Source organism: Epilithonimonas hungarica (assembly GCF_900102265.1).
Taxonomy (GTDB): Bacteria; Bacteroidota; Bacteroidia; order Flavobacteriales; family Weeksellaceae; genus Epilithonimonas; species Epilithonimonas hungarica.
The window spans coordinates 557,799-582,089 of sequence record NZ_FNBH01000001.1; the positions used below are offsets into that span (position 1 = coordinate 557,799).

The following is a 24,291-nucleotide window of genomic DNA, read 5'->3' on the forward strand; positions in this document are numbered from 1 at the left end:
TATTTTGATTCTATTGTCATATCCTAATTATATAATTAAATTTGCGAAAACCTAATCAATAAAAATGAACACACCAGCAGAACTAAAGTACACCAAAGATCACGAGTGGATCAAAGTAGAAGGCGATATCGCAACGATCGGGATCACAGATTATGCCCAAGGGGAATTGGGAGACATCGTTTTCGTAGATGTTGATACCGTTGATGAAGATCTGAACGAAGGCGACGTATTCGGAAGTGTAGAAGCTGTCAAGACAGTTTCTGATCTTTACCTTCCGGTAGCCGGAACAGTTTTGGAAATTAATGCAGATCTGGAAGACCAACCGGAGCTGCTGAACACAGATCCTTATGGGAAAGGATGGATCATCAAGTTAAAGGTGGCAGACTCAGCGGATTTGTCGGCACTATTATCTGCAGAACAATATCAAGAGGTTGTTGGATAATCTGTTAAAGAAATATAGTAAGATCATATTGCCCATTTATTGGGCATTTCTTACTTATATGCTATTACGTCCCGGGATAGAGAACAAAGAATATTCGTTTATGTTCAGACATATAGATAAGCTTATTCACTTCTCTATATTTTTTCTTCTAGGATTTTTCTTCCGCCTGCGCTTTCCCAGAGCAAGCCTTTTATTTTTCTTGCTCATATTGGTCTCTTATGGGCTTCTTACCGAGATCTTGCAGGATCTTATGAAATGGGGACGCTCCTTTGAAATTTTAGATGCGGTTGCAGATACTTTGGGGCTTTCACTTTCATACTATGTATATAGCAAATATGAAAAATTTCAAAACAGAATCTAGAAACTCTTTTTTAATTGGTAAAATTATACTAAGATTTTAATCTAAGACTGAGTTTTACTGATTTTAAATTTAGATTATCTAAAATTTTTCGAATAAAAAAGAAGATTAAGATTTGAAATTTGAAAAAAAACACTAAATTTGCAAACCAATAAAACGGTGCTTTGGCCGAGTGGCTAGGCAGTGGTCTGCAACACCATCTACAGCGGTTCGAATCCGCTAGGCACCTCAATTGTAAACCCTAATTCATTTGTTTAGAATGTTTTAGGGTTTTTTGTTTTCCATGTAAGAAAAAAATAGGAAGACCAACGAAGCATCCTCCTACTTATATTTTTAGAAGCAAGTATTTTGCCAATTTCAGTTTAGAAATTTTTTACCAACCCAATTCCGGCCGTTTTGTTCTGATAGAAAGGCATCATCATCACTGAAGAATTTTTATTTTTTCCGGATAATAACTTATTTATTTTTGGATACAACCAGTAAGAAGCTTCCGTCGATAAAATCCCGATTCCTGCACCTGCAACCACATCACTGAACCAATGTTTGTCATTCAGCATTCTATAAACGCCCGTGAAAACAGCCAAAGAATAACCGGAAACTCCCAGCCAGAAATTAGTATCCTTATATTCTCGGTACATAAATTGTGCTGACGCAAAGGCGAAAGCTGTATGTCCTGAGGGAAATGATAAATTATTCGATTGGTCAGGTCTTTCTTCTTTTGCCAGATGTTTTGTAGGCATTACAACCGCAGACACCAACAATAATGATGTCCCGTAAATGATGCTTCTATCCCGTATATTATGTTTTCCCTCAACGCCAAAAGCATTCAACCCATAAACCAAAGCGGCAGGAGCAAATTGTGTGTAATTGTCCAGCCGGATGTGGTCTGGCTTATGTTCGTTAATTTCGGTTCTTGTCGAGAAATTCAATTGTTTTAATTTGTCAAACTTCAAAGTAGCCACGCCGTAGCCTATGAAAGCAGCAGGAACAATCAGTTTTTTATAACTGAATTGATGTGTGCTGTCAAGATGTAGGTCAGAAGCAGAAATATTGGCAACTGAATCTTTCTTTACAGCTAAACTGTCTTGGGCAAAAAGGTTTTGAGAACTTAATAAAATAATTAATAAGCCTGAGAATATTAGTTTCATATGGAGATGTTTATTGTTCTTTAAGGTCATATGTTATCGCCAAATCTTCATTGGTGTTTGTGTTCGAATTTGGGTTAATGGCGATTTCATAGATAAATTCTGAATTAGATTAACTTTTAAATTTGGTAAGCTGATTGTCTTTGTAGCAATAGAATTCGTAGGAAGGTTCGTTTCGGAAAGTGAAAACCTTTTCCAGATGAATCACATCATAATAATTTTTCAGAGAATCGTATTTGGTTTTAAGATGATTGGGTAATTCTTCCGGATGAATCGGTCTTTCGATTTCCAGACCGTCGTCAAAGGCAAATTCAATTACAAGATCTGTCGACCGCCACGAGATAATGGATTCACTTTTTGCAATTGTAATCCCCAATTTATCTTGCTGGATGATTTTATCAGAAGTTCCAATCAACAGAGTGATTCCGGCAATAACCATTGCACTGTAACCAATTTTTCTGAAGAGATGTTCACTCAGGTAAGGAAGAATATATTTCACCGTATAAGATGAAATAATCGTTGCAACAGCAATCGCCAATCCCAGCCACAAAGCAAGATTGGAATACAATCCAAGCGAAATATAAATCACAAGTTTGATAAGATGAAGAAAAACTTCATTCGCTGCGCGAGTCGCGACAATCTCTTCTTTTTTTAATCCGAATTTTAAATAAAATCGATTAAACAATAATCCGATGGCGCCGGTAATTCCGGAAACAAATCCTGCCAGAAAACCGATGATTGCCAAAATATATTTTGGGGAAGCTTTTTCATCGGTTTCGTCGTTCTTTACTTTTTTGAAAAGTTGAGGAACATTCGCAATAAGAAAAAAAGCGACAATTAACTGAAGATAATTCGGATTGATGTATTTGATGAGGTAAGCGCCAATCAAAACCGCAGGAATCGAAAACGGAACAAACCAAAAGAAAATCTTCCAGTTGATATGTTTTTTGAAAACCGCAATTCTTGAAACCGAACTCGTAAATGTTCCGATTGTCAAGGAAAAAGGAACGACAGAAGCCGGTAACAAAAGATTTAAAATTGGGATTAAAATGAGACTTGCACCGCCTCCACAAATCGCACTCAGCCAGAATGCGAAAATGGTTCCGAGGAACAATAAAATAACTTCAACAATCATTTTTACTAATAAAAAAGGTTACACCATAAATTTTACTTTACAAAGATGTAACCTGATTTAGAAGATATTTAGAAGAAAACTATTTCGCCTTCATTTTTCCATTTTTAAATCTTTCACTGGCGGTTTGATAATAGGAAATCGTCTCAGAAATAAACTGCTGATTTTTAGATTTTACTTCAGACAAGCATTGATTCGATTTTTTTACATCAAATTGTTTTACTCTTTTTCGGTCATCGATCTGAGTGAAAATATTACCTTTCAACATTCCCAAAGTTCTGTAATTCCCGATGAAAGCACGCTCATCGCCAACTTTTGTCTGATTGATATCTTTCCCGTACAAACTTGTCATATAATTCCAGTCCAAGTAACTGAATAAGGTCGGCATCAGATCGATCTGAGAAGTCAGGCGATTGATTTTTTTCGCTTTTTGAGGAAGATTATAAATGATCGCGGGAATATGATGCTTATCTATATTGATCTCCCACTTTCCGGCACTGCTTGCACAATGGTCGGCAACAATGACGAACACAGTGTTTTTGAACCAAGGTTTGATTTTCGCATCAGCCAGAAATTTCCCCAAAGCATAATCGGTATATTTCACAGCTCCATTTCTGTTGCCTTGTGGAAGATCGATTTTTCCGGCCGGAAAAGTATAAGGCTTATGATTGGAAGTCGTCATCACAAATTGGAAAAACGGCTTGTTGAGCCTGCTGTTTTTATCAGCATATTTTATAGATTGCTTGTACAAATCTTCATCGCAAATTCCCCACGCATTTTCAAAACTCACTTCGTTATCTGGAATATTGAAACGCTGTGTTTTGATTTCGTCTGACAAAGGATTTCCACGGTTTCTGTCCACAATATCAAAACCTTGTCCCCCGAAAAAATTATTCATATTATCAAAATAACCATCACCTCCGTAAATGAAATAGGGCTGATAATTTTTCTCTTTAAAAATCGTAGCAACAGAAAACAGATTCTGATTATCAGGTCTTCTCACAATACTATTTCCAGGAGTTGGCGGGACAGATAGAGTTAAAGCTTCCATACCACGCACAGTTCGCGTTCCGGTTGCGTAAAGATTGGTGAAGAAAATGCTTTCGTTGGCTAATTTATCATAGTTTGGAGTAAGATTGTCTTTGTTCCCGAAAGCTTTCAGAAAATCGCCGCTGAAACTTTCTATCGCAATCAGAATGACATTGGGGTGTTGCTCATTTTCGGATTTTGTAGTTCTTGAAATATCGTCCCATTGGTTGGAAACATAAGTCTGATTTTTCTGCAAAAGATTTTTTTTTAGAACCGAATATGCTTCTTTATCGTCGATTTTCGGGTAGAAAGTTTCGTAGTCTAATTCATTAGATTTGAAAGCGGTGAAGAATGAAAATGTTCCGTTTTTTCCTAATTCATTTAAAACTAAATTATTGCTGAAATCTGCCTGTTTGTTTTTCAATACTAAACTTAAAACTAAAGCAGGAATCAATACAGAAAAAAGAGCGAATCTTTTTGAAATAGGTCTTTTGTCTGAAAATGTACTCCTGAATATTTTTCTTTTTTGAAGGAAAACGAATGTTAAAACAATCAATGCAACCAATACGAAAATGATTAATGGCAACGGATAAGATTCGTTGATGTTTGATACAACTTCGTAAGTGTAAATCAGATAATCAACCGCAATGAAATTGAATCTCACGCCAAATTCATCCCAAAAAGGAATCTCTGCCAACAAACTGAAATAGATAATGAGAAGGACAATCGCCAGATAAACGTACGTGAAAATCTTATCGAATCTGGAGCCAATCCACCGTTTCGGATAAACCAAAAGATAAACCGAATACAGCAATAAAAATAAAGTTCCAACCGTAAAATCAAAGCAAAACCCTGTGAAAAATGCCCTCAAAATATAATGCAAATTGAAATATAAATCCTTCGAAGACCAGAACAGAAATCCAATCCTGACAAAGGTTGAAAATAAAATATATAAACTTAAAATTGAGAATAAAACGGCAAATCTGCTGTCAAATATTTTCTGAAATTTTTTAAGAATCATTACTTTTTACGCGTTTAAAAACGTGTAAAGATGAAACTCAATTTAGAAGAAATTTAGAATTTAAAGTTTTACCGAGAAAATGTGATTATGATTTTCGAATCTGTAATCGATAGTCCAGTTCTGAGATTTGCAGATTTCTTTGACAATGGCAAGCCCAAGTCCGCTTCCGTTATTGTCTTTCGAGAATCTTGAAAATCGTTTGAACAGCAAATCTGAATTCAGTTTTTCTGTTCCCGAATTGGAAACTTCGAACGCAGAATTGTTTAATTTAATAGAAATCGAACCGTTAATTGAAGTATGTCGTATGGCATTTAAAATCAAATTATTAATCAAAACTTCGGTTAATCCAATGTTTCCGTTCACTTTTACATCAGACGAAATTTCGGTGTGTACAGAAATGTTTTTTTGTTCAAAATGTTCCTGCAAAATTTCCATACTTTGATTGAGTAATTCATCCAAATGTATTTCAGAATTCTCAAACTGGTTGTTTTCAATTTTTGCAAGCAATAAAAGATTTTTATTGATTCTTGAACTTCTGGACAGTGCGCGGTTCATCTCTTCGGCAATGTGATATTGTTTTTCTGTCAAATCTTCGTTTTGCAAAAGAATATCGAGTTTGTTTTTTAAAATCGCCAAAGGTGTCTGCAACTCGTGTGAAGCGTTTTCTGTAAACTCTTTCTGTGTTTTATAAACCGAAATATTATGTTCTATCAGTTTGCTCAAAGATTGATTCAGTTCATCAAATTCAGAAACATCGGTTTTTGAAAATTCAATTTTTGTCTGATTGTTAAGGCTGAAAGTTTTCAGTTTATCCAAAGTCTCACGGAACGGTTCCCAAACAGATTTTGAAAGTCTTCTATTGAGTACCAACAATCCTCCGACCATAAAAATGAAAAGGATAACAGTGGTCGCGGAGATGAAAAAGATAGTTTCCTGAGATTCCTCTATGTTGGTCTCTATGTTGAAACGATACGGTTTTTTGTTCAGGTAAATAATCTTCGACAGGCATCTGAACCTGTCGATATCTTCAAAATGCAGAAAATCGTGTTGCTTTTCTACAATGAAAATGCTGTCTTTCAGGTTGTCATTAAGTTCAACATTTTGAATATTGGTCGTTGGTTGTACGTCGTTCCAAAGCTTGATGGTTTCAATTAGTTTTTGATCTGATAATTTTAAACTATTAATTTGAGATGAGGTTTTTTCAGCAACGATCTCATTATGTTCATCCAGTTCGTGCTTCCAAATGGCGTCCACCACAAAATAGTACACAGGAATACTGATGACCAGAATGATCAGGACATAGATGATAAAAGGTTTTGTGGTTTTGTTTAATAATGGCTTCACGAAAAATTATAAGTTATGAATTATGAGTTTTTGTTGTGATAATAGCACTGCGAATCATTTTCAATATTTCTAATGCATCATTATTGATGTTTTCGTATTCTGTTGAGAACAAAAGTTCAATCCAATAAATAGATTCGTCACATTCTTTTTGAGCGATAGCAAGTTTATGAATGAAGTCTGCTTTGCTCTCTGCGTTTCCCGAATTAATGCACCAATTGCGTTCCCTCTTCTTAACAATTGCTTACTTAATACAAATTCCTTTTTATCTGCTACAAGATATTTGTAAAGTTTTACAATTCTTATTGCAAAACTAAAACGCTTATCCTTCAAAATATTCTTCTTATCATTCATAATTTATAACTCATCATTTATAATTAATTTGACTCCCATTTATAACCTGTTCCGTAAACTGTTTTTAAGTATTGTTCACAACCTGCATCGTTGAGTTTTTTCTTAAGGTTTTTGACGTGCGCGTACACAAAATCGTGGTTGTCCAGCATATCTGCAAAATCTCCGGAAAGATGTTCTGCTAAAGTACTTTTTGATATGACTTTATTTTTATTTCCTATGAAATAAATGAGCAGGTCAAACTCTTTTTTCGTCAATGCAACCATTTCGTTATTGACTGACACTGTTTTTGCCAAGAGGTCAATTTGTAATTCATTTTGAGTGATGATATTGGAATTATTGAATTGTTTCCTGCGGATGATAGAGTAGATGCGAGCCATTAATTCCGACAAATGAAATGGCTTTGTAAGATAATCGTCCGCTCCTAATTGCAATCCTTTAATCTTGTCATCCAAAGCATTTTTTGCCGAAACAATGATGACGCCATCTTGTTTGTTCTGCTTTTTCAATTCCTCCAAAATTTTCAAACCATTTCCATCTGGAAGCATTATATCCAAAATAATACAATCGTATTCGAATGTTTCTATCTTGTACATGGCTTCATAGAATGTGAACGCAAACTCACATAGATAGTTTTCTTCCGAAAGGTATTCAGCAATACTTTTTGCTAGTTCGGTTTCGTCTTCAATGATCAGGATTTTCATCTGTAATTATAATTTATAAATATCGGAATTTTTATTCGGCGAATTTATATTTTGAATTTAGAAGAAATTTAGAATAAAAAAAAGAAGCGTAAAAAAGGTAATTACTACTGCTGTCACCTCTTCTGAATGTCGATTTGATATGATCTATGATTTGAATTTGATTTGTCTGGAAATATATGTTGAAATTGATTTTTCATTCATAATGTAATTTTATTATTGATTTTATATCATCTTGGCAAACGTTTTGTTAGTTACCATTTACACACGTCTCACTTTAAAATCACACTACAAATATGGAAGCAACAGAACTTAGACTAAACAACTTGCTGATTTATGGCAACGAAATCGTTCCGGTAATAGGAATGGAAAATAACAACGATCATCTACTTGTGAAAATAGATTCTGAAACAGCTATAGACCATAGAAGCCTTAAACCAATTGCTTTGACTGTAGAATGGTTTCAGAAATTAGGATTCAAAGAGGCTTATCGCTCATCCAGTAGAATAAGATTTGACCTTCCTAATTATTGCAGATATGACTTCGATTTGGATTCTAACAAGATCCTGCAGGGTTTCCTGTATTTTGGGAATTATATCAAGTGCAACTATCTTCATCAGCTTCAGAACATCTATTTCACGCTGACTGGTGAAGAACTCAAAATAGAATACGAAATTCCACAAGTCCAAACCACTCTATCATAAATATTCTCGAAACCTGATTGTAAAGATCAGGTTTTTTGTTTCCAAAAATCTTGCTTCTGACTTCTTACATCTAACATCTTTCCTTACTTTTGTGTAAAATTATATTGAATTGAAAACCCATTTCATTGCCATTGGCGGCTCTGCGATGCATAATCTTGCCATTGCGCTTAAAGATAAAGGCTATCAGGTGACTGGTTCCGATGATGCTATTTTCGAACCTTCAAAATCCAGATTGGAAAGAAAAGGAATTCTTCCTACTGAGTTAGGTTGGTTCCCGGAAAAACTAACCTCGGATATCGATGCAGTAATTCTCGGGATGCACGCTCACGCTGATAATCCGGAATTGGCAAAAGCAAAAGAACTTGGGTTGAAAATCTATTCTTATCCTGAGTTTCTGTACGAACAATCCAAAGAGAAAACCAGAGTGGTGATTGGCGGTTCTCACGGGAAAACAACTATTACATCAATGATTCTTCACGTTCTGAATTTTCATCAGAAAGACATCGATTATATGGTCGGTGCACAATTGGAAGGGTTCGATTGTATGGTAAAAATCACAAATGATAATGATTTTATGATTCTTGAAGGTGACGAATATCTGTCTTCACCGATTGATCTGCGTTCAAAATTTCTATTATATCAACCCAACATCGCTTTGATTTCAGGGATTGCCTGGGACCACATCAATGTTTTCAAAACCTTTGATGATTATGTTGAGCAGTTCAGAAAATTTGTTGCGAGTATTACACCAGGCGGAGTTTTGGTTTATAACGAAGAAGATGCAGAAGTCGTAAAAGTAGTTGAAAGTGCAGAAAATTATTTCAGAAAAATTCCATACAAAACACCAGACTACGAAATAGTCAATGGAATTGTGAATTTGAAAACCGATATGGGTGATGTTCCGTTATCAGTTTTTGGCAAACATAACCTCCTGAATATGGAAGGTGCTAGATTCATCTGTTCACAGTTGGGAATTATGGAAGAGGAATTTTATGAAGCCATTATGAGTTTCAAAGGTGCTTCCAAAAGGTTGGAGAAGGTGGAGAGAAAAGACGGCGGTTTGCTTTATAAAGATTTTGCGCACGCACCAAGTAAAGTAAAAGCAACGGTTTCTGCTTTTGCAGAACAATTTTCAAAAACCGAGACTTTTGGTTTCTTGGAATTACATACTTATTCCAGCCTTAATCCAATTTTCTTGGAACAATATGACCACGCAATGGATGGTTTGGATAATGCGGTAGTTTTCTATTCAGAAGATGCGTTAAAAATTAAAAGAATGGAACCAATCTCTCCAGAATTGATCAAAGAAAAATTCAAGAACCAAAATCTGAAAGTCTTTACCAATGCAGAAGATTTACACAAATATTGGGAGAGTCTTGATAAAACCAAAGGCGCTTTCGTAATGATGAGTTCCGGTAATTTCGGAGGTTTGGACTTGACAGTTTAAAAAAATGACCAAAACAAATATTTAACAGAAATAATTTGCAACCACATAGACACAATAGGTTTTAGAAATCGAGCATAAATAGAGTGATGACTATTTTCCCTTTTTGAAACAGATAATCAATTTTCTTTGTGCCTATGTGGTTTTATTAATTTTAGCCATACTCTAACAAATCCTTTTGAGAAATCAAGAGGATTTAATTTTTGACTAATTAATTTGTTAGGTTAATCTAACATTTGTATATTTACCAATGAAAAATATTTGTTTTATGATTGTTAAATCTTCTTTATTCGGTTTTGTTTTCCTTTTGATAGGTTCTGTTTTTATTAAATCTCAAGAAATACAAGCGGACAGTATTAATGTTCAGAAGACTGACAGTATTAATATTGAAAAGAAACAATCTAAAACTTCTAATATTGATGAGGTCGTAATTTCCGGAACAATGAAAGAAGTCAATCGTTTGGAAAGTCCGGTTCCGGTAGAAGTTTACACACCAAAATTTTTCAGAAAAAATCCGACACCAAGTATTTTTGATGCTTTGCAAAATATCAACGGCGTTCGGCCTCAACTCAATTGTAATATTTGTAACACAGGCGATATCCACATCAACGGTTTAGAAGGTCCTTACACAATGGTTTTGATTGACGGAATGCCAATTGTGAGTTCACTGGGAACAGTTTACGGACTTTCCGGAATCCCGAATTCTCTGGTGGAAAGAATTGAGATTGTAAAAGGTCCTGCTTCGTCTCTATACGGAAGTGAGGCTGTTGGCGGACTCATTAATATCATTACCAAAAAACCACAAAATGCGCCTTTAGTAACAGCGGATCTAATGTCTACGACTTGGGGAGAATATAATGTGGATTTGGGTTTCAAATTCAATGCTGGAAAAAAAGCGAGTGTTTTGACAGGAATCAATTATTTTAATTTTCAGAACAAAATAGATAACAACCACGACAATTTCACAGATGTCACCTTACAAAACCGAATCTCCATTTTCCAAAAATGGAATTTTGAAAGAAAAGAAAATCGTCTTTTCACAATTGCCGGACGATATATGTATGAAGACCGTTGGGGAGGCGATATCCGTTGGAACAGATCTTTCCGAGGTGGCAACCAGATCTATGGCGAGAGTATCTATACCAACCGGGCAGAGATTTTAGGGAACTATCAGCTTCCTGTGAGTGAAAAAATGTTCTTTGCTTTTTCATTAATTAATCACGACCAAGACAGCCGTTATGGAACGATCTCCTATATTGCTAATCAGAAAATTGCTTTTGGACAACTGACCTGGGATAAGAGATTGGGTAATCACGATTTGTTGGTGGGAACGGCTTTGCGATATACTTATTATGATGACAATACGCCAGCAACGGAATTGGAAGCGCAAAAAACTTGGCTTCCCGGGATTTTTATTCAGGATGAGATCACATTGGCGGAGAAACATAAACTTTTGTTAGGTTTCAGATATGACCATAACAATATTCACGGGAACATTTTCACACCCAGATTCGCTTACAAATGGTCTATTAACGATAGTAATATTTTGAGATTCAATGCAGGGACAGGTTTTCGGGTAGTCAATCTTTTCACAGAAGACCACGCTGCTTTGACAGGTGCGAGAGATGTTATAGTTCTAAATGATTTGAAACCGGAAAAATCTTACAACGTCAACCTGAATTTCGTTAAAAAAATCTATTTTGATTCGGGAGGGTTTGTGGGATTGGAAACTTCTGCTTTTTACACGTATTTCACCAACAGGATTGTTCCGGATTATGAAACCGATGTTCATAAGATCATCTATGATAATCTGGACGGACATGCTGTGAGCAAAGGAATCAGCCTTAATGCAGATTTGACTTTTACCAACGGCTTGAAATTCATTCTCGGAGGAACTTTGATGGAAAATACTTTGACTGAAAACGGAATCACAGAACAACAAATGCTGACCGAAAAATTCACTGGAACATGGACGGTTTCTTATAAGATCAAACCTTGGAATTTATCTGTTGATTACACAGGAAATATCTACAGTCCCATGCGTTTGCCTTTGCTTGGTGAATTGGATCCGAGAAAGCCGAAGTCGCCTTGGTGGAGTATCCAGAATATCCAGTTCACTTACGATGGTTTCAAGAAATTTGAGATTTACGCAGGCGTAAAAAATGTGTTAAATTGGACTCCGAATAAAGGGAATCCATTTATTATCGCAAGGGCAAATGACCCTTTTGGTGAACCGACGCCCGACAATCCTTTGCCTTTTGATACTTCCTATGTATATGCGCCTAATCAGGGAATCAGAGGATTTTTAGGGATTCGATTTAATTTTAATTAAGATGAAAATTATTGATGTCATGTCAAGAGTTACAATTCTGGGAAGCATTTTACTTTCAGGGATCTGTCTTTCCCAAATTAAAAATCATCAATTTGAAGAATTAGAAAATTTACAGCAAACAGAAAATCGAAATATAATTATTTTCATCAAAACCGACTGGTGCAATTTCTGTAAAGCAATGGAAAACACGACTTTCAAAAATCAAAAAGTTTCCGGATCCATTAACCAAAATTTCTATTTCATCAGGTTTAATGCAGAAGAAAAACGAGATATTGATTTTACAGGAAAAATTTTCCGATATAAGCCAACAGGAATCAATACAGGAATCCATGAACTCGCCGAAACATTGACTGAAGGAAAAACAACTTATCCAGGTTTGATCATTTTGAATCCTCAAAACGAGATCATTTTTCAATACAACGGCTATTTAAAATCCTCAGAACTTCTAAATATTTTTGGCAAATTGGAAAATAAAAAAGTGTCCAGATAATTCCGAACACTTTTTTATAATTAATATCGATGTAGATTTAGTTCCTTCTGCTTAAGAATATTCTCAAGATATACCAGAACAAAAGCATTATTGATGAAAACATCTGCAAAGCTGCGCCAACATATTGGTCTTTTGTGTAAATATTTTTGATATTGTAAGTTTCATAAAGAATACTCGCACTCGCCAATCCAACCATTGCGAGAGAGAACCAAAGTCCCAGGTTGAAGCCAAAAATTGCTCCTACGACAATAACGCCAAGCGCGACAAAACCACCTATTACGATGATATTCCTAAGAAAAGAAAAATCTTTGTTGGTGAAAAATACCGTTGCAGTTAATCCCGCGAACATAAAAAGCGTTACCAAAGCCGCTTGTGTAATGATTTGAGGTGCGTATAAACTTGCGATTCCCAACATCGGGAGGAAGATCACGGCTTCTATCAAAACAAATAATCCCAATCCCAGATATTGCGTATTTTTGGAAACAGAGAAGGATAGTTTAGTCGCCAGCATAGACACCATCCAAAAAATTCCAATCACGGCAAGCCAGATATATTTTCCCGTCATCAAGGACAAGATCGTCTCCAATGGAATGGTCTGCAATAGCAAATATTCCACCGCTCCGAACGCTAAAATAGCGACTGCGACGTGCATATACGTTTTTCTGTAAAATTCTGCTCTTTCGATTTCTGACAACTGAGAAACCATTAACGAATCATTCATTTGTTGTAAAATTTGTTATTCTCAAAGATAGTATTTTCTGTTTAAAAAGCATCTTAAGAATTTCATAATTCTTTTTCAGGAGCCGGGAACCTGCTGTCCACTATATCTTTTTTGTTTTTCAGGAAATGTTGTAAACAATTAGAAGCTTACAGAAAAAACAAAAAAGGATGCCGTTCCCATCAGGGCTAGGGGATTCAACATAAAAACAACTTTCAACATCAAATATAACTTTTACCAATCCTTTTGCTGAGCGAAGCGCCTTTGCGAACCTTAAAATGTTTTCAATAATTAATAAAAATCTTTGCGGACTTTGCGTTCAAAATAAAAGTATCAAAAAAAATATTACATTTGAGAAAAGCCAAATCTAATAAAATGAGATACGTTCAACTGGGGAAAGTTCCTCAAAAAAGACACACGATTTTCAAATCCGAAGATGATCAGTTCTACTACGAGCAACTCTTTGGAACAGAAGGATTTCACGGGATTGCATCCTTGTTGTACCATACACACCGCCCGACTCAAATCAAATCTATTGGCGAAGCAAAAGACGTCACGCCAAAAATTGCGGTGGAAAAAAACGTCACGCCAAGAATGATAAAAGGAGCAAAAGTGACACCTGAGGACGATTTTTTGGAAAGCCGAAAGGTTTTGATGCTAAACAATGATTTGAAAATGGGTTTGGCAAAACCAAGAAAATCGACCGGATACTTTTATAAAAACGCAGAATGTGATGAGTTACTCTTTGTTCATGAAGGAAAAGGAGTTCTGAAAACAATGCTCGGAAACATCGATTTCTCAGTTGGTGATTATCTCATCATTCCAAGAGGAACGATTTATCAGCTGGAATTGGAATCAGAACAGAATGTTTTCTTTTTCATAGAAGCACATTCCCCGATCTATACACCAAAACGTTACAGAAATGAGTTTGGTCAATTACTGGAACATTCACCATTTTGTGAGAGAGATATTATTCCGCCAACATTTGTAGAACCCAAAAATGAGAAAGGCGATTTTCTCATCAAAGTCAAAAAAGAAAATCAAATCACAGATTTCATTTATGCGACCCATCCATTTGATGTCGTTGGCTGGGACGGTTATTTTTATCCGTATAAATTTAATATCAAAAACTTTGAGCCAATTACAGGTCGTATTCATCAACCGCCTCCGGTTCATCAGAATTTTGAAGCGCATAACTTTGTGGTTTGCTCATTCTGTGCAAGGATGTACGATTATCATCCGCAGGCTATTCCTGCACCTTACAATCACTCCAATATAGATTCGGATGAGGTTTTGTTTTATACAGAAGGTGATTTTATGAGCAGGAATCACGTAGATTTGATGGATTTTTCACTTCACCCAGGCGGAATTGTTCACGGCCCGCATCCTGGCGCAATGGAAAGAAGTATCGGTAAGAAATTCACGGACGAATATGCGGTAATGGTTGACCCGTTCCGACCTTTGAAATTGACAGAAGAAGCCATAAAAGTGGAAGACCCAACTTACAAAACAAGTTGGCTGGAATAATTAGAAAAATAAAAGCTAACAGAAATGTTAGCTTTTTAAATTTAGTTTCGATATCAAAAGATCATCAACTTCCAGCAAAAGGACTTCCGAAAATACCAACCGCCAATTCTATCCAGACCAGAGCAAGAATAGTTAATGTTATCAAGATCATGATTAATCGGCTTTTTGTAGTTTTAAATTTTTCCAAGATCAAATTAATTGTAAGTGCTGTTCCGAAAAGGATAACTCCAGCTGCAACAAAATCGAGTAGTGACCAATCCCAATTTTTAGAGAATTGCATTGCAATCAATGGGATATTTAATAAAATCACAGGCACTGAAAATAGAATCGTATTTCTTTGGCTTCTTGTAATCATAATTTTAAAATTTAAATTCATTAATCATAAAGAACTTTGAATTGCAAAGTAAATGAATTTTATTTTACGTTTCAAATTATTTTATATTTTTTTGTTCAAGCTTTTAAAAATGAGAGTGTTAAAAATTGATAGAAAGAAACAATGACTTTTTACCAAACTGATAACGCTCATCTTTTATATTTGTAATATTGGTTAATTTTGAAAAAACAATACAACCTATGGTCAATTACGTTAGCTCGGAAGAGGCAATTTCGATTATTAAAAGCGGTGACAGGATTTTCGGACACGGCAGTGCCTGTACACCTGATCTTTTCTATGATGAACTGGCAAAACAATCTTCCAGACTCAAAGATGTGGAGATGGTTTCCATTACACAGCAAGGTAATGTAGAAATTGCAAAACCTCAATATAAGGATAGCTTTTACATCAATTCATTATTTACATCAGCTCCGGTTCGTGAGGCTGTCAATGGTGAAAACGGTGATTATGTTCCTATTTTTTTAAGTGAAATTCCGATCCTTTTCAAAAATAATATTCTTCCAATTGATGTAGCAATGATCACGGTTTCTCCTCCGGATAATCATGGCTATTGTACTTTGGGAACTTCTGTGGATGTTGCAAGAAGCGCAATTGACACAGCGAAAAAGATCATCGCCATCGTGAATCCAAAAATGCCGAGAACACACGGTGACGGAATGATTCATGTTAGCAGAATCGAAAAATTGGTATGGAGTGAAAATGACCTTTTGACGATTGATTACGGTGCAAAAGTGGGTGCGGAAGAGATGTTGATAGGGAAACACGTTGCAGAATTGATTGATGATAAAGCCACTTTGCAAATGGGAATTGGAACCATACCTGATGCTGTTTTGAAATGCCTTAACAATCACAAAGACCTGGGAATCCATACCGAGATGTTGAGTGATGGCGTTGTTGATTTGATCCTCAATGATATCGTTAACAATAAACATAAAGGAACCCATACCAACAGAACGATTACCAGTTTCTGCTTTGGAACGAGAAAGTTATATGATTTTGTAGATGATAATCCAGCAATCGCGTTTATGGATGTTCAGCATGTTAATTTTCCGATTAATATTATGAAGAATAAAAAAGTTCATGCTATCAATTCTGCTATCGAGATAGACTTGACTGGACAGGTCTGTGCGGATTCTATCGGAACTTATCAATTCAGTGGGATCGGTGGGCAGATGGATTTTATGAGAGGAGCAGCGCTTAGTGAAGGTGGAAAACCAATTATGGCAATTTCATCAAGAACTAAAAAAGGCGTTCCTAGAATAGTTCCTTTTCTGAAGCAAGGTGCGGGTGTGGTCACAACCAGAGGCCATATTCATTATGTTGTTACCGAATTTGGAACGGCTTATCTGTATGGTAAGAACCTACGTCAGAGAGCAAAAGCTTTAATTGAAATCTCTCATCCTGATGACAGAGAAATGCTAGATAGAGCAGCGTACGAAAGATTCAAATAAAAATTGAACAAATTTTAAATTTCATACTATTTATTGTACATTTGAGATAGTATGAAAATTTTGATGGTTTGAAGTCTATTTATAATTTAATAAAAGAGGAGATAAGAGAGCATTCTGTCGTCAAGAATTCTATTCTTGGAAATATAGATCCTTGGAAGAGGAGTCATTATGTTATTCTTTCGGAAGTCATAAAAGAAGATCTATCGAAAAGGATAGAATTGCAAAATGAAAGGAGGTTTGAATTAGGAACAAGTATTTCCCATATTACATTGCAAAGGTTTTTTGAAAGTGATTATGATTATAAGACCCACAATGACCTACGGTTTCTGAAAACTTTGGACAAGATATGCATATTCTTAGGATTCAAGGATTTGAATGCCTATGTAATGAATGTCAAAGAGAATGATCTATATAACGAAAATCTTTTCAGCAAAGAGCTTACGACGGATATTGTTTATAGATATTGCCGCACTAATTTTGAATTTTTCAAAAGTTTCCCAGAATCCAGAATTGAAATTTTTGATGACCTTATCTTTCCGGAGGCACCGTTTATTGAAAGAATAAGGAATTACAGCTCAGAACTTTGTGATAGGAATTTGAAACTGTATACAAAAAATAACCGGTCAAATTTTGAGATCTTTGACCTCGATGTGATTTCGGAAGAATCCGATAAGATTGTTGTAAAAACGCAAGAATTTTGGAATCTCGTATTTGTTGTTGAGAATTCCAACGAAGAATACTTAGTAAATGAACTTAATACACAGATCTATTTTATAAAGCATAGGGATAATGCCTGGAGGATATGGGACAATTATAATCCAAATTCCGGATTATTAAATAATGTAATAGACAAAAAGCCGTAGTGAATACGGCTTTTTTCGTTATTTGTGTTTTTAGAATCTTGACAATTCTTTAACAAAGGTAATAATAGAAAACCAATGAAAATAAACTTAAATGTACTTAAAAATACATATTATATTATTTTTATTTAAAGTGTTGTTTTGTTGCCTAAAAATTAGTCTAAGTTAATTTTTGTTGATTTAGTTTTAACATTATTAAATTAAAATTGTTATTTGTGAGTTGTGTAATCGTTTGCATTTTGTTTATTTTAACTATTTTTTTGTATATCTATAGAATTAATTAAAAATGAATTCTTGGCTATAAACATAATTAAACTAACAAATGTTAGTTTGTTTGTGAAAAAATGTTATCTTGGCAAGACAGATAATAAAGTAAAAAAGTAAAATGTCAACACTCACTTTTGCCGAGAAAATCGCACAGGCTGAAAATTTTCTCCCCATTAATGGAACAGATTTTATAGAATTTTATGTGGGAAATGCCAAACAAGCTGCCCATTTTTACAAAACAGCGTTCGGATTTCAGTCTGTCGCTTATGCTGGCCCTGAGACTGGTGTCAGAGACAGAGCTTCTTATGTTTTACAGCAAGGAAAAATCAGATTGGTCCTAACTTCTGGTTTGAGGTCAGATTCTCCAATTTGCCAGCATCAGCAGAAGCATGGTGACGGTGTTAAGATTCTTGCACTTTGGGTAGATGATGCCTACAAAGCTTTTGAAGAAACGACAAAACGTGGCGGAAGGCCATATATGGAGCCAAAGACCTTGACCGATGAATTTGGTGAGGTTAGAATGTCTGGTGTTTACACTTACGGCGAAACCGTTCATATGTTCATAGAACGTAAAAATTACACAGGCGCTTTTATGCCAGGCTACGAAAAATGGGAAAGCGATTACAATCCTTCTGATGTTGGATTGTTGTATGTTGACCATTGTGTGGGAAATGTCGGTTGGGATAGAATGATTCCAACGGTTGAATGGTACGAAAAAGTGATGGGATTTGTGAATATCCTTTCGTTTGATGATAAACAAATCAATACGGAATATTCTGCATTGATGTCAAAAGTAATGTCTAATGGAAACGGTTTTGCAAAATTCCCGATCAATGAGCCGGCAGAAGGCCAGAGAAAATCTCAGGTAGAAGAATATCTGGATTTCTATGAAGGCGAAGGCGTCCAGCATATTGCAGTTGCAACAAAAGACATTGTAAAAACTGTTACAGAACTTAAAAACAGAGGTGTGGAATTCCTTTCACCACCGCCGGAAGCTTATTACGAGATGATTCCAGAAAGAGTAGGTGATATCGATGAAGATATCAAAAAACTTCAGAATCTTGGAATTCTTGTAGACTGTGATGAGGAAGGTTACTTGCTTCAGATTTTCACAAAACCTGTGGAAGACAGACCAACTTTGTTCTACGAGATCATCGAGAGACACGGTGCTCAGAGTTTCGGTGCTGGAAATTTCAAGGCACTTTTCGAAGCTTTGGAAAGAGAACAGGAGAGACGCGGAAACTTATAAACCCAAATTATTTTCTTATATTTTTACAATTAAAGCATTATTTTTAATGCTTTAATTTTTTCATAGATTTAAAATCTAATGTCAAAATTCTAATATCTAACATCTACTTATAATGAAATCTTTCATCAATTATCCTTCAGATTCTGATTTTTCAATTCATAATATTCCGTTTGGAGTTTGCGTTTTCAACAAAGAATATATTGCCTGTGCTACAAGAATTGGTGATATCATCATTGATCTGGCAACTTTATTCGACCTTGGTTATTTTGAAGATATCAAAGGTTTTGAAGAAAATGTTTTCGAAGGTTACACGATCAACGAATTTATAGAATTAGGAAAACCAGTTACGAATAAAGTTCGCGAAAGGATTCAGGAATTATTACTTGAAGATTCTTTGTTGTCGAAAGATGAGAGAGCTTTGGAGGAATGTTTTTATAACTTGGATGAGATTCAGATGATGATGCCTTTGCACATCCCGAATTATACAGATTTTTACAGTAGCATCCAACACGCAACCAATGTAGGAATGATGTTTCGTGACCCTGCGAATGCGTTATTGCCCAACTGGAAACATTTGCCGGTTGGTTATCACGGTCGTGCATCGTCTATTGTCTTATCAGGAATTGATATCACAAGACCTTGCGGACAGATTAAACCTGCTGATTCAGATAAACCAATTTTCGGTGCATCGAAACAACTTGATTTCGAATTAGAAATGGCTTTTGTTGTCAATAAAAATACGGATTTGGGAGAAAGGATTTCTATTACAGAAACTGAGGATGCAATTTTCGGAATGATGATTTTCAACGATTGGTCAGCTCGAGATATCCAGAGTTGGGAATATGTTCCTTTAGGTCCATTTTTAGGGAAAAACTTCGGGTCTTCTATTTCGCCTTGGATTGTCACTTTGGAAGCTTTGCAACCTTTTAAAACTGAATCCCCAAAACAGGAACCGGAAGTTTTGGATTATCTGAAATTCGAAGGAGACAAAAATTACGACATCAATCTTGAAGTTTATTTGAAGCCTGAAAATTCAGAAGAAAATCTCATCTCGCAAAGCAATTACAAATTTATGTATTGGAATATGTTCCAGCAATTGGCGCATCACACGGTGAATGGCTGTAATGTTGAAGTTGGTGATGTTTACGCCAGTGGAACCATTTCCGGAGAAAATGAAAAATCTTACGGTTCTATGTTAGAATTGACTTGGAGAGGAACAAAGCCTTTGCAACTCAAAAACGGAATCGAAAGAAAATTCATAGAAGACGGCGATACAATCACGATGAAAGCTTGGTCAGAAAAAGACGGAATCCGAGTTGGATTCGGGGAAGTTTCTGGGAAAATTTTGCCGGCAATTTAAATTTAATGAAAGTCTCTATTTGTTTATTTGTTGTCATCTTTTTATTCGGTTGTAAAAAAGCTCACGAAGGAATTAGTGATTGTATTTGTGTAGCAAAAGACACGTCGGATTCAATAATTACGATTACCAATCCTGTTTTTGAAACTAAGGATAATCAAAATTTTATTAGTTATAATTGTGCTGAGGTTGAAGTCGCAACTGCATCTGTAACAGATACAAGTGGAAACGAATCTTGCGAAAACTTAGTTAATGTTAAATGTATTTCGAATAAAACTTACAGCTTAAAATTGGCGAGCAAATTAAATTACACATCAACAAAATTCAAAGAATTAAATTCGACAGATGAATCTGATAAACGTTTCTTGATTAATGAATTAAACAACAATACAAAACAAATTTTTGAGTTGAATATTGATAAGCAAAGAGAAATTTTATCAATTAAAAAATTTGAAAAACAATAATTAATGAAAACAATCATCCCTTCTGATATTCCTGCAATGCAATTGCAACAAGTAATGCAAACCGCAATTGCACCAAGACCGATTGCTCTGGCAAGTACGATTAATAGTAAAGGAGAAATCAATCTTTCACCTTTTAGTTTTTTCAATATGTTTAGCACGGTTCCTCCGGTTGTGATTATTTCACCTTCCAGAAGAGTTCGTGATAATACGACGAAACATACGTTGGAAAATCTGAAAGAAGTTCCGGAATTGGTTATTGGAAATGTGAATTTCGATATAGTTCAGCAGGTTTCATTAGCCAGTACAGAATACGAAGACGGCATAAACGAATTCATCAAATCAGGATTGACGATGAAGCCAGCAGATTTGGTAAAACCACCTTTGATCGAAGAATCACCAGTTAATTTCGAATGTAAAGTTCTTGAAATTAAATCTTTGGGAAATCTTGGAGGTGCTGGAAATCTCGTGATTGCAGAAATTGTCAAGATTCATATCAATGAAAAATATCTGGATGAAGCTGGAAATCTTGATCAGAAAAGATTGGATTTGGTGGCGAGGCTGGGAAGTAATTTCTATTCCAGAAATAACGAAAATAATATCTTCGAAGTTCCTAAACCTTTGGTCACGAAAGGAATTGGTTACGACCAGCTTCCTGAAGAAATTAAACAAAGTGATGTTTTTACAGGCAACGACCTTGGAATGTTGGCGAATGTAGAAGTTTTACTACAAGGTCAATTTTCTTCAGAAAAAGATGTACATTTATCTGCACAAAAGTTTTTAAAAAATAATGAAATCGAAAAAGCCTGGGAAATTTTAAAACTTTGAAATAGCAATAAAACTAAAGCATAAAAACCAAAAACTAATCAAATAAACTATGAGAAAGCAGGTATATAATGCCATCATCAGTCTTCTGATTTTGGTTATTTTGGTATCCGTTTTCGGCGTTATCAATACTCAAGTCAGTTTGAAGTACGAAACCGAAAATCCGAAAGACTGCATTTCTGTCATTACAGGGAGAGACCTTTGTCTATGGATTAAAAGTCTCAAAATTATCATTATTGTTTGTCTGATATTGACCTCGGGATTAATAAGTTTTAGGTATAAGATTATCAAGGATTGAGTTGATTATTTTTCTCGTTCTATTTTTAAAGGATTTTGACGAGTGTCGAAAATGTCCACGATTTCAATACGATTCTTTTCTTTATTAAACCAATAAATTATTTTATAATTATTGGAAACCAAGTATCTGAAACCCTCTTTTCGGTCAGACAATAGTTCTTCTTTTTGTCCTATTTTGTTTTGAAAATCTAAAATATTGGTTTTGTCGACAATTTCAGTAACCAATTTTTTCGCAATTTTCGGACTCGCTTTCAAATATTCTTTAATTCTCTTTTAGCAAAAGCTGTCCAAAAGATTTTCATTGCCATTGCTGGATTTCTGAAAGTAGTTCATTTGATTCTATCACATTATCATTGTTAGAATCATTTATAGAGTCATTTAAGCGTGAATTTAGTTCCTCAATTGTAAAAGGCTTTAATTCTTTTTCAGATTGTTTAGCTTTTTTCAATAGTTTCTCGAATTGAGAAATCAATTCCTCACTTTGAAGATTCAGAAAAGCCTGAACAAATTCTATTTTTCTCGATTCGATATTCATTTTCAAAAGGTTTTAATCAAAATTACAAATTTATTTTCAATCAAAAATTAACGAATTAAATCTTAAAATTAAATTGTCATCTCCCCATCTTCATTCACAACCTGAGCTTTATAAAGAACAGAATAATAACCATTCTTAGCCAGAAGTTCCTGATGCGTTCCTTCTTCCACAATCAGTCCGTGGTCCATTACGATGATTTTGTCTGCTTTTTCTATTGTAGAAAGTCTGTGTGCAATGATGATTGAAGTTCTGTTTTTCGTGATTTTTTCAGTCGCTCTTTGTATTAATTTCTCACTTTCGTGGTCAATGGATGAAGTCGCTTCGTCAAGAATCAGGATTTTCGGGTCAGAAAGATAAGCTCTCAAAAATGATAATAATTGTCTTTGTCCAAGAGAAATAGAAGAACCTCTTTCGCTCACCACATAATCGTAACCGTTTGGCAATCTTTCTATAAACTCATCAACCTCAATTTCTCTCGCCGCTTTTTTGATATTTTCGAGTGTGATATCTTCATCGCCCAAAGTCAGGTTTTCAAAAATACTGCCGTGGAAAAGGAAAACGTCCTGAAGAACAACACCAATATGACTTCTCAAATTATACAGCTCATAATCTCTGATGTCAACGCCATCCAACATTATTTTTCCGGAATTGATATCATATAATCTTGTAATTAGGCTGATAATCGTTGATTTGCCTGCTCCGGTTGCACCAACAATGGCAACAGTTTCACCAGGATTCACTTTGAAATCGATGCCTTTCAAGACTTCCTGCTTGTCATCGTAAGCAAAATGAACTTTCTCAAACTCAATTTTTCCGTCAAAATGGTCTTTGGCAATTGTTCCGTTATTCGGCATCGCTTGATCTTCGTCCATTACACCAAGAACTCTTTCCGCACCAACAATTCCTCTCTGAATATTATTGAATCTATCTGCAATCTGTCTCAGCGGACGAATCAGCATATTGATGAACTGAATAAAAGCAATAATAACGCCTGGCGTAGATTTAATGAAACCTCCATAAAATAGAATAAATCCAATAAAAAGTGACGAAATCAATTCAACAACCGGAAAGAACAATGAGAAGATAAAAACTGTTCTCAGCAATGCTTTTTTCAGCTCGATATTGATTTTATCGAATTTCGAAAATTCTGCTTCTTCTCTATTAAAAACCTGAATCAATGACATTCCCGCCAAACGCTCCTGAACAAAACTGTTTTGTGTAGCAGTCCAGCTTCTTTCCGAACCAAATGCAACCTTCAGTCTTTTTTGGAAAGCTCTTGTAATGATGACCATCAGCGGAAGAATCGCTAACGAAATCATACTCAGATGTGTATCCACCTGAAACATTGCAAAAAGGACCATCACAATTCTCAGGATATCCCCGAAAACCATCAAGAATCCATCCGTATAAACTGTCGCAATCGTTTCTACGTCGCCAACAGCTCTCGTTACCAAACTCCCAATCGGGGTTTTGTCAAAAAATGCAGTCCGGAAATAGATGAGTTTGTGATAAAGTCTTTCTCTGATGTCTCTGATCACATTTTGCGAAATGAAATTCGAGAAGTAAACTAAGAAAAAGTTAAGAATCGTTTCAGCAACCACCAATCCGATCAGCAGATAGATGTGTTTCATCAGCTGTGCTTTATCTTTCAGCTGAACGATGTCTATATCGACTACATTTTTGGTAAGAATCGGTCTGTAAGTGGAAACGATTGCAAGAAAAATTGAAATGATCAGTGTGAAAATAAACCACGACCTAAATTTCATTCCGATTAAAAATAATCGCTTGACAATGTCCCAGGTATTTTGTTGCTTCATTTTTATTCTTAGAATTCCGGAGATTTTTTCAGAATCGAAAAAA

24 protein-coding genes, 1 tRNA gene and 1 pseudogene are annotated in these 24,291 nt (G+C 35.3%); 15 read left to right on the forward strand and 11 right to left on the reverse strand.

What is annotated here, in order from left to right:
* The first annotated feature begins 64 nt into the window (after window positions 1-64).
* The 3 genes from gcvH to BLT30_RS02645 all read left to right on the forward strand — a co-directional run bounded on the left by gcvH (window position 65) and on the right by BLT30_RS02645 (window position 1,029).
* Window positions 65-442, forward strand: coding sequence for a glycine cleavage system protein GcvH (gcvH, locus tag BLT30_RS02635; protein WP_027384224.1), 378 nt, complete (start codon window positions 65-67; stop codon window positions 440-442).
* A 58-nt stretch (window positions 443-500) separates the two neighbouring features.
* Window positions 501-803, forward strand: a complete 303-nt coding sequence (locus tag BLT30_RS02640; protein WP_175487146.1) for a VanZ family protein — start codon at window positions 501-503, stop codon at window positions 801-803.
* Between the two features lie 155 nt (window positions 804-958).
* Window positions 959-1,029: transfer RNA gene (locus tag BLT30_RS02645), tRNA-Cys, on the forward strand.
* A 133-nt stretch (window positions 1,030-1,162) separates the two neighbouring features.
* On the opposite strand, the gene BLT30_RS02650 is transcribed toward BLT30_RS02645, so the two are convergent.
* The 6 genes and pseudogenes from BLT30_RS02650 to BLT30_RS02675 all read right to left on the reverse strand — a co-directional run bounded on the left by BLT30_RS02650 (window position 1,163) and on the right by BLT30_RS02675 (window position 7,523).
* On the reverse strand, window positions 1,163-1,948 hold the full coding sequence (locus BLT30_RS02650) for a phosphatase PAP2 family protein (RefSeq protein WP_089872857.1): 786 nt from the start codon (window positions 1,946-1,948) through the stop codon (window positions 1,163-1,165).
* 109 nt (window positions 1,949-2,057) lie between these two features.
* Entirely contained in the window at window positions 2,058-3,080 is a 1,023-nt protein-coding gene (locus BLT30_RS02655) for a sulfite exporter TauE/SafE family protein (RefSeq protein WP_089871168.1), read from the reverse strand.
* A 79-nt stretch (window positions 3,081-3,159) separates the two neighbouring features.
* Window positions 3,160-5,127: an LTA synthase family protein gene (locus BLT30_RS02660; protein WP_089871169.1), complete on the reverse strand. Its 1,968-nt coding sequence runs from the start codon at window positions 5,125-5,127 to the stop codon at window positions 3,160-3,162.
* Window positions 5,128-5,187: 60 nt separating this feature from the next.
* Window positions 5,188-6,471 carry a sensor histidine kinase gene (locus tag BLT30_RS02665; RefSeq protein ID WP_089871171.1) on the reverse strand — a complete coding sequence of 428 codons (1,284 nt, stop codon included), beginning with the start codon at window positions 6,469-6,471 and terminating at the stop codon, window positions 5,188-5,190.
* Window positions 6,472-6,484: 13 nt separating this feature from the next.
* Window positions 6,485-6,774, reverse strand: a pseudogene (locus BLT30_RS02670) (four helix bundle protein).
* A 71-nt stretch (window positions 6,775-6,845) separates the two neighbouring features.
* On the reverse strand, window positions 6,846-7,523 hold the full coding sequence (locus BLT30_RS02675; RefSeq protein ID WP_089871173.1) for a response regulator transcription factor: 678 nt from the start codon (window positions 7,521-7,523) through the stop codon (window positions 6,846-6,848).
* Between the two features lie 293 nt (window positions 7,524-7,816).
* On the opposite strand from BLT30_RS02675, the gene BLT30_RS02680 reads away from it, so the two are divergent.
* From BLT30_RS02680 to BLT30_RS02695, 4 genes are all read left to right on the forward strand, one after another.
* Window positions 7,817-8,224 (forward strand): hypothetical protein, encoded by a 408-nt coding sequence (locus BLT30_RS02680; protein WP_089871175.1) that lies wholly within the window; start codon window positions 7,817-7,819, stop codon window positions 8,222-8,224.
* A 109-nt stretch (window positions 8,225-8,333) separates the two neighbouring features.
* A complete protein-coding gene (locus tag BLT30_RS02685) occupies window positions 8,334-9,671 on the forward strand; it encodes a UDP-N-acetylmuramate--L-alanine ligase (protein ID WP_089871177.1) in 1,338 nt (445 codons plus the stop codon).
* 265 nt (window positions 9,672-9,936) lie between these two features.
* Window positions 9,937-12,000 (forward strand): TonB-dependent receptor plug domain-containing protein, encoded by a 2,064-nt coding sequence (locus tag BLT30_RS02690; protein WP_089871179.1) that lies wholly within the window; start codon window positions 9,937-9,939, stop codon window positions 11,998-12,000.
* Window positions 12,001-12,019: 19 nt separating this feature from the next.
* Window positions 12,020-12,490, forward strand: coding sequence for a thioredoxin family protein (locus BLT30_RS02695; RefSeq protein WP_089872859.1), 471 nt, complete (start codon window positions 12,020-12,022; stop codon window positions 12,488-12,490).
* Window positions 12,491-12,527: 37 nt separating this feature from the next.
* Here the strand turns inward: BLT30_RS02695 and BLT30_RS02700 are convergent, their stop codons facing one another.
* Window positions 12,528-13,211, reverse strand: coding sequence for a Bax inhibitor-1/YccA family protein (locus BLT30_RS02700; protein ID WP_089871181.1), 684 nt, complete (start codon window positions 13,209-13,211; stop codon window positions 12,528-12,530).
* Between the two features lie 372 nt (window positions 13,212-13,583).
* On the opposite strand from BLT30_RS02700, the gene BLT30_RS02705 reads away from it, so the two are divergent.
* Window positions 13,584-14,735 (forward strand): homogentisate 1,2-dioxygenase, encoded by a 1,152-nt coding sequence (locus BLT30_RS02705; RefSeq protein ID WP_089872861.1) that lies wholly within the window; start codon window positions 13,584-13,586, stop codon window positions 14,733-14,735.
* A gap of 64 nt (window positions 14,736-14,799) precedes the next feature.
* On the opposite strand, the gene BLT30_RS02710 is transcribed toward BLT30_RS02705, so the two are convergent.
* A complete protein-coding gene (locus BLT30_RS02710; protein WP_089872863.1) occupies window positions 14,800-15,090 on the reverse strand; it encodes a hypothetical protein in 291 nt (96 codons plus the stop codon).
* 218 nt (window positions 15,091-15,308) lie between these two features.
* On the opposite strand from BLT30_RS02710, the gene BLT30_RS02715 reads away from it, so the two are divergent.
* From BLT30_RS02715 to BLT30_RS18065, 7 genes are all read left to right on the forward strand, one after another.
* A complete protein-coding gene (locus BLT30_RS02715) occupies window positions 15,309-16,580 on the forward strand; it encodes an acetyl-CoA hydrolase/transferase family protein (RefSeq protein WP_089871183.1) in 1,272 nt (423 codons plus the stop codon).
* 68 nt (window positions 16,581-16,648) lie between these two features.
* The gene (locus tag BLT30_RS02720) at window positions 16,649-17,443 is read left to right on the forward strand and encodes a hypothetical protein (protein ID WP_089871185.1); all 795 of its coding nucleotides are present in this window, start codon (window positions 16,649-16,651) and stop codon (window positions 17,441-17,443) included.
* A gap of 382 nt (window positions 17,444-17,825) precedes the next feature.
* Window positions 17,826-18,956 carry a 4-hydroxyphenylpyruvate dioxygenase gene (hppD, locus tag BLT30_RS02725; protein WP_089871187.1) on the forward strand — a complete coding sequence of 377 codons (1,131 nt, stop codon included), beginning with the start codon at window positions 17,826-17,828 and terminating at the stop codon, window positions 18,954-18,956.
* A 112-nt stretch (window positions 18,957-19,068) separates the two neighbouring features.
* A complete protein-coding gene (gene fahA / locus BLT30_RS02730; RefSeq protein WP_089871189.1) occupies window positions 19,069-20,316 on the forward strand; it encodes a fumarylacetoacetase in 1,248 nt (415 codons plus the stop codon).
* Between the two features lie 5 nt (window positions 20,317-20,321).
* The gene (locus tag BLT30_RS02735) at window positions 20,322-20,777 is read left to right on the forward strand and encodes a hypothetical protein (protein WP_089871190.1); all 456 of its coding nucleotides are present in this window, start codon (window positions 20,322-20,324) and stop codon (window positions 20,775-20,777) included.
* Window positions 20,778-20,780: 3 nt separating this feature from the next.
* Window positions 20,781-21,602 carry a flavin reductase family protein gene (locus BLT30_RS02740; protein ID WP_089871191.1) on the forward strand — a complete coding sequence of 274 codons (822 nt, stop codon included), beginning with the start codon at window positions 20,781-20,783 and terminating at the stop codon, window positions 21,600-21,602.
* A 49-nt stretch (window positions 21,603-21,651) separates the two neighbouring features.
* Window positions 21,652-21,897, forward strand: a complete 246-nt coding sequence (locus tag BLT30_RS18065; protein ID WP_139166556.1) for a hypothetical protein — start codon at window positions 21,652-21,654, stop codon at window positions 21,895-21,897.
* A 5-nt stretch (window positions 21,898-21,902) separates the two neighbouring features.
* Here the strand turns inward: BLT30_RS18065 and BLT30_RS02745 are convergent, their stop codons facing one another.
* The 3 genes from BLT30_RS02745 to BLT30_RS02755 all read right to left on the reverse strand — a co-directional run bounded on the left by BLT30_RS02745 (window position 21,903) and on the right by BLT30_RS02755 (window position 24,248).
* Window positions 21,903-22,121: a type II toxin-antitoxin system RelE/ParE family toxin gene (locus tag BLT30_RS02745; protein ID WP_221405569.1), complete on the reverse strand. Its 219-nt coding sequence runs from the start codon at window positions 22,119-22,121 to the stop codon at window positions 21,903-21,905.
* 73 nt (window positions 22,122-22,194) lie between these two features.
* Entirely contained in the window at window positions 22,195-22,431 is a 237-nt protein-coding gene (locus BLT30_RS02750) for a hypothetical protein (RefSeq protein ID WP_089871193.1), read from the reverse strand.
* Window positions 22,432-22,499: 68 nt separating this feature from the next.
* Window positions 22,500-24,248 carry an ABC transporter ATP-binding protein gene (locus BLT30_RS02755; RefSeq protein WP_089871195.1) on the reverse strand — a complete coding sequence of 583 codons (1,749 nt, stop codon included), beginning with the start codon at window positions 24,246-24,248 and terminating at the stop codon, window positions 22,500-22,502.
* Window positions 24,249-24,291 lie beyond the last annotated feature (43 nt).

Excerpts from the sequence above, each read along its gene's own strand:
- gcvH (WP_027384224.1), top strand. The coding sequence starts at position 65 with ATGAACACACCAGCAGAACTAAAGTACACCAAAGATCACGAGTGGATC.
- BLT30_RS02640 (WP_175487146.1), top strand. The coding sequence starts at position 501 with ATGCTATTACGTCCCGGGATAGAGAACAAAGAATATTCGTTTATGTTC.
- BLT30_RS02650 (WP_089872857.1), bottom strand. The coding sequence starts at position 1,948 with ATGAAACTAATATTCTCAGGCTTATTAATTATTTTATTAAGTTCTCAA.
- BLT30_RS02655 (WP_089871168.1), bottom strand. The coding sequence starts at position 3,080 with ATGATTGTTGAAGTTATTTTATTGTTCCTCGGAACCATTTTCGCATTC.
- BLT30_RS02660 (WP_089871169.1), bottom strand. The coding sequence starts at position 5,127 with ATGATTCTTAAAAAATTTCAGAAAATATTTGACAGCAGATTTGCCGTT.
- BLT30_RS02675 (WP_089871173.1), bottom strand. The coding sequence starts at position 7,523 with ATGAAAATCCTGATCATTGAAGACGAAACCGAACTAGCAAAAAGTATT.
- BLT30_RS02680 (WP_089871175.1), top strand. The coding sequence starts at position 7,817 with ATGGAAGCAACAGAACTTAGACTAAACAACTTGCTGATTTATGGCAAC.
- BLT30_RS02690 (WP_089871179.1), top strand. The coding sequence starts at position 9,937 with ATGATTGTTAAATCTTCTTTATTCGGTTTTGTTTTCCTTTTGATAGGT.
- BLT30_RS02695 (WP_089872859.1), top strand. The coding sequence starts at position 12,020 with ATGTCAAGAGTTACAATTCTGGGAAGCATTTTACTTTCAGGGATCTGT.
- BLT30_RS02700 (WP_089871181.1), bottom strand. The coding sequence starts at position 13,211 with ATGAATGATTCGTTAATGGTTTCTCAGTTGTCAGAAATCGAAAGAGCA.
- BLT30_RS02705 (WP_089872861.1), top strand. The coding sequence starts at position 13,584 with ATGAGATACGTTCAACTGGGGAAAGTTCCTCAAAAAAGACACACGATT.
- BLT30_RS02710 (WP_089872863.1), bottom strand. The coding sequence starts at position 15,090 with ATGATTACAAGAAGCCAAAGAAATACGATTCTATTTTCAGTGCCTGTG.
- BLT30_RS02715 (WP_089871183.1), top strand. The coding sequence starts at position 15,309 with ATGGTCAATTACGTTAGCTCGGAAGAGGCAATTTCGATTATTAAAAGC.
- hppD (WP_089871187.1), top strand. The coding sequence starts at position 17,826 with ATGTCAACACTCACTTTTGCCGAGAAAATCGCACAGGCTGAAAATTTT.
- fahA (WP_089871189.1), top strand. The coding sequence starts at position 19,069 with ATGAAATCTTTCATCAATTATCCTTCAGATTCTGATTTTTCAATTCAT.
- BLT30_RS02735 (WP_089871190.1), top strand. The coding sequence starts at position 20,322 with ATGAAAGTCTCTATTTGTTTATTTGTTGTCATCTTTTTATTCGGTTGT.
- BLT30_RS02740 (WP_089871191.1), top strand. The coding sequence starts at position 20,781 with ATGAAAACAATCATCCCTTCTGATATTCCTGCAATGCAATTGCAACAA.
- BLT30_RS18065 (WP_139166556.1), top strand. The coding sequence starts at position 21,652 with ATGAGAAAGCAGGTATATAATGCCATCATCAGTCTTCTGATTTTGGTT.
- BLT30_RS02750 (WP_089871193.1), bottom strand. The coding sequence starts at position 22,431 with ATGAATATCGAATCGAGAAAAATAGAATTTGTTCAGGCTTTTCTGAAT.
- BLT30_RS02755 (WP_089871195.1), bottom strand. The coding sequence starts at position 24,248 with ATGAAGCAACAAAATACCTGGGACATTGTCAAGCGATTATTTTTAATC.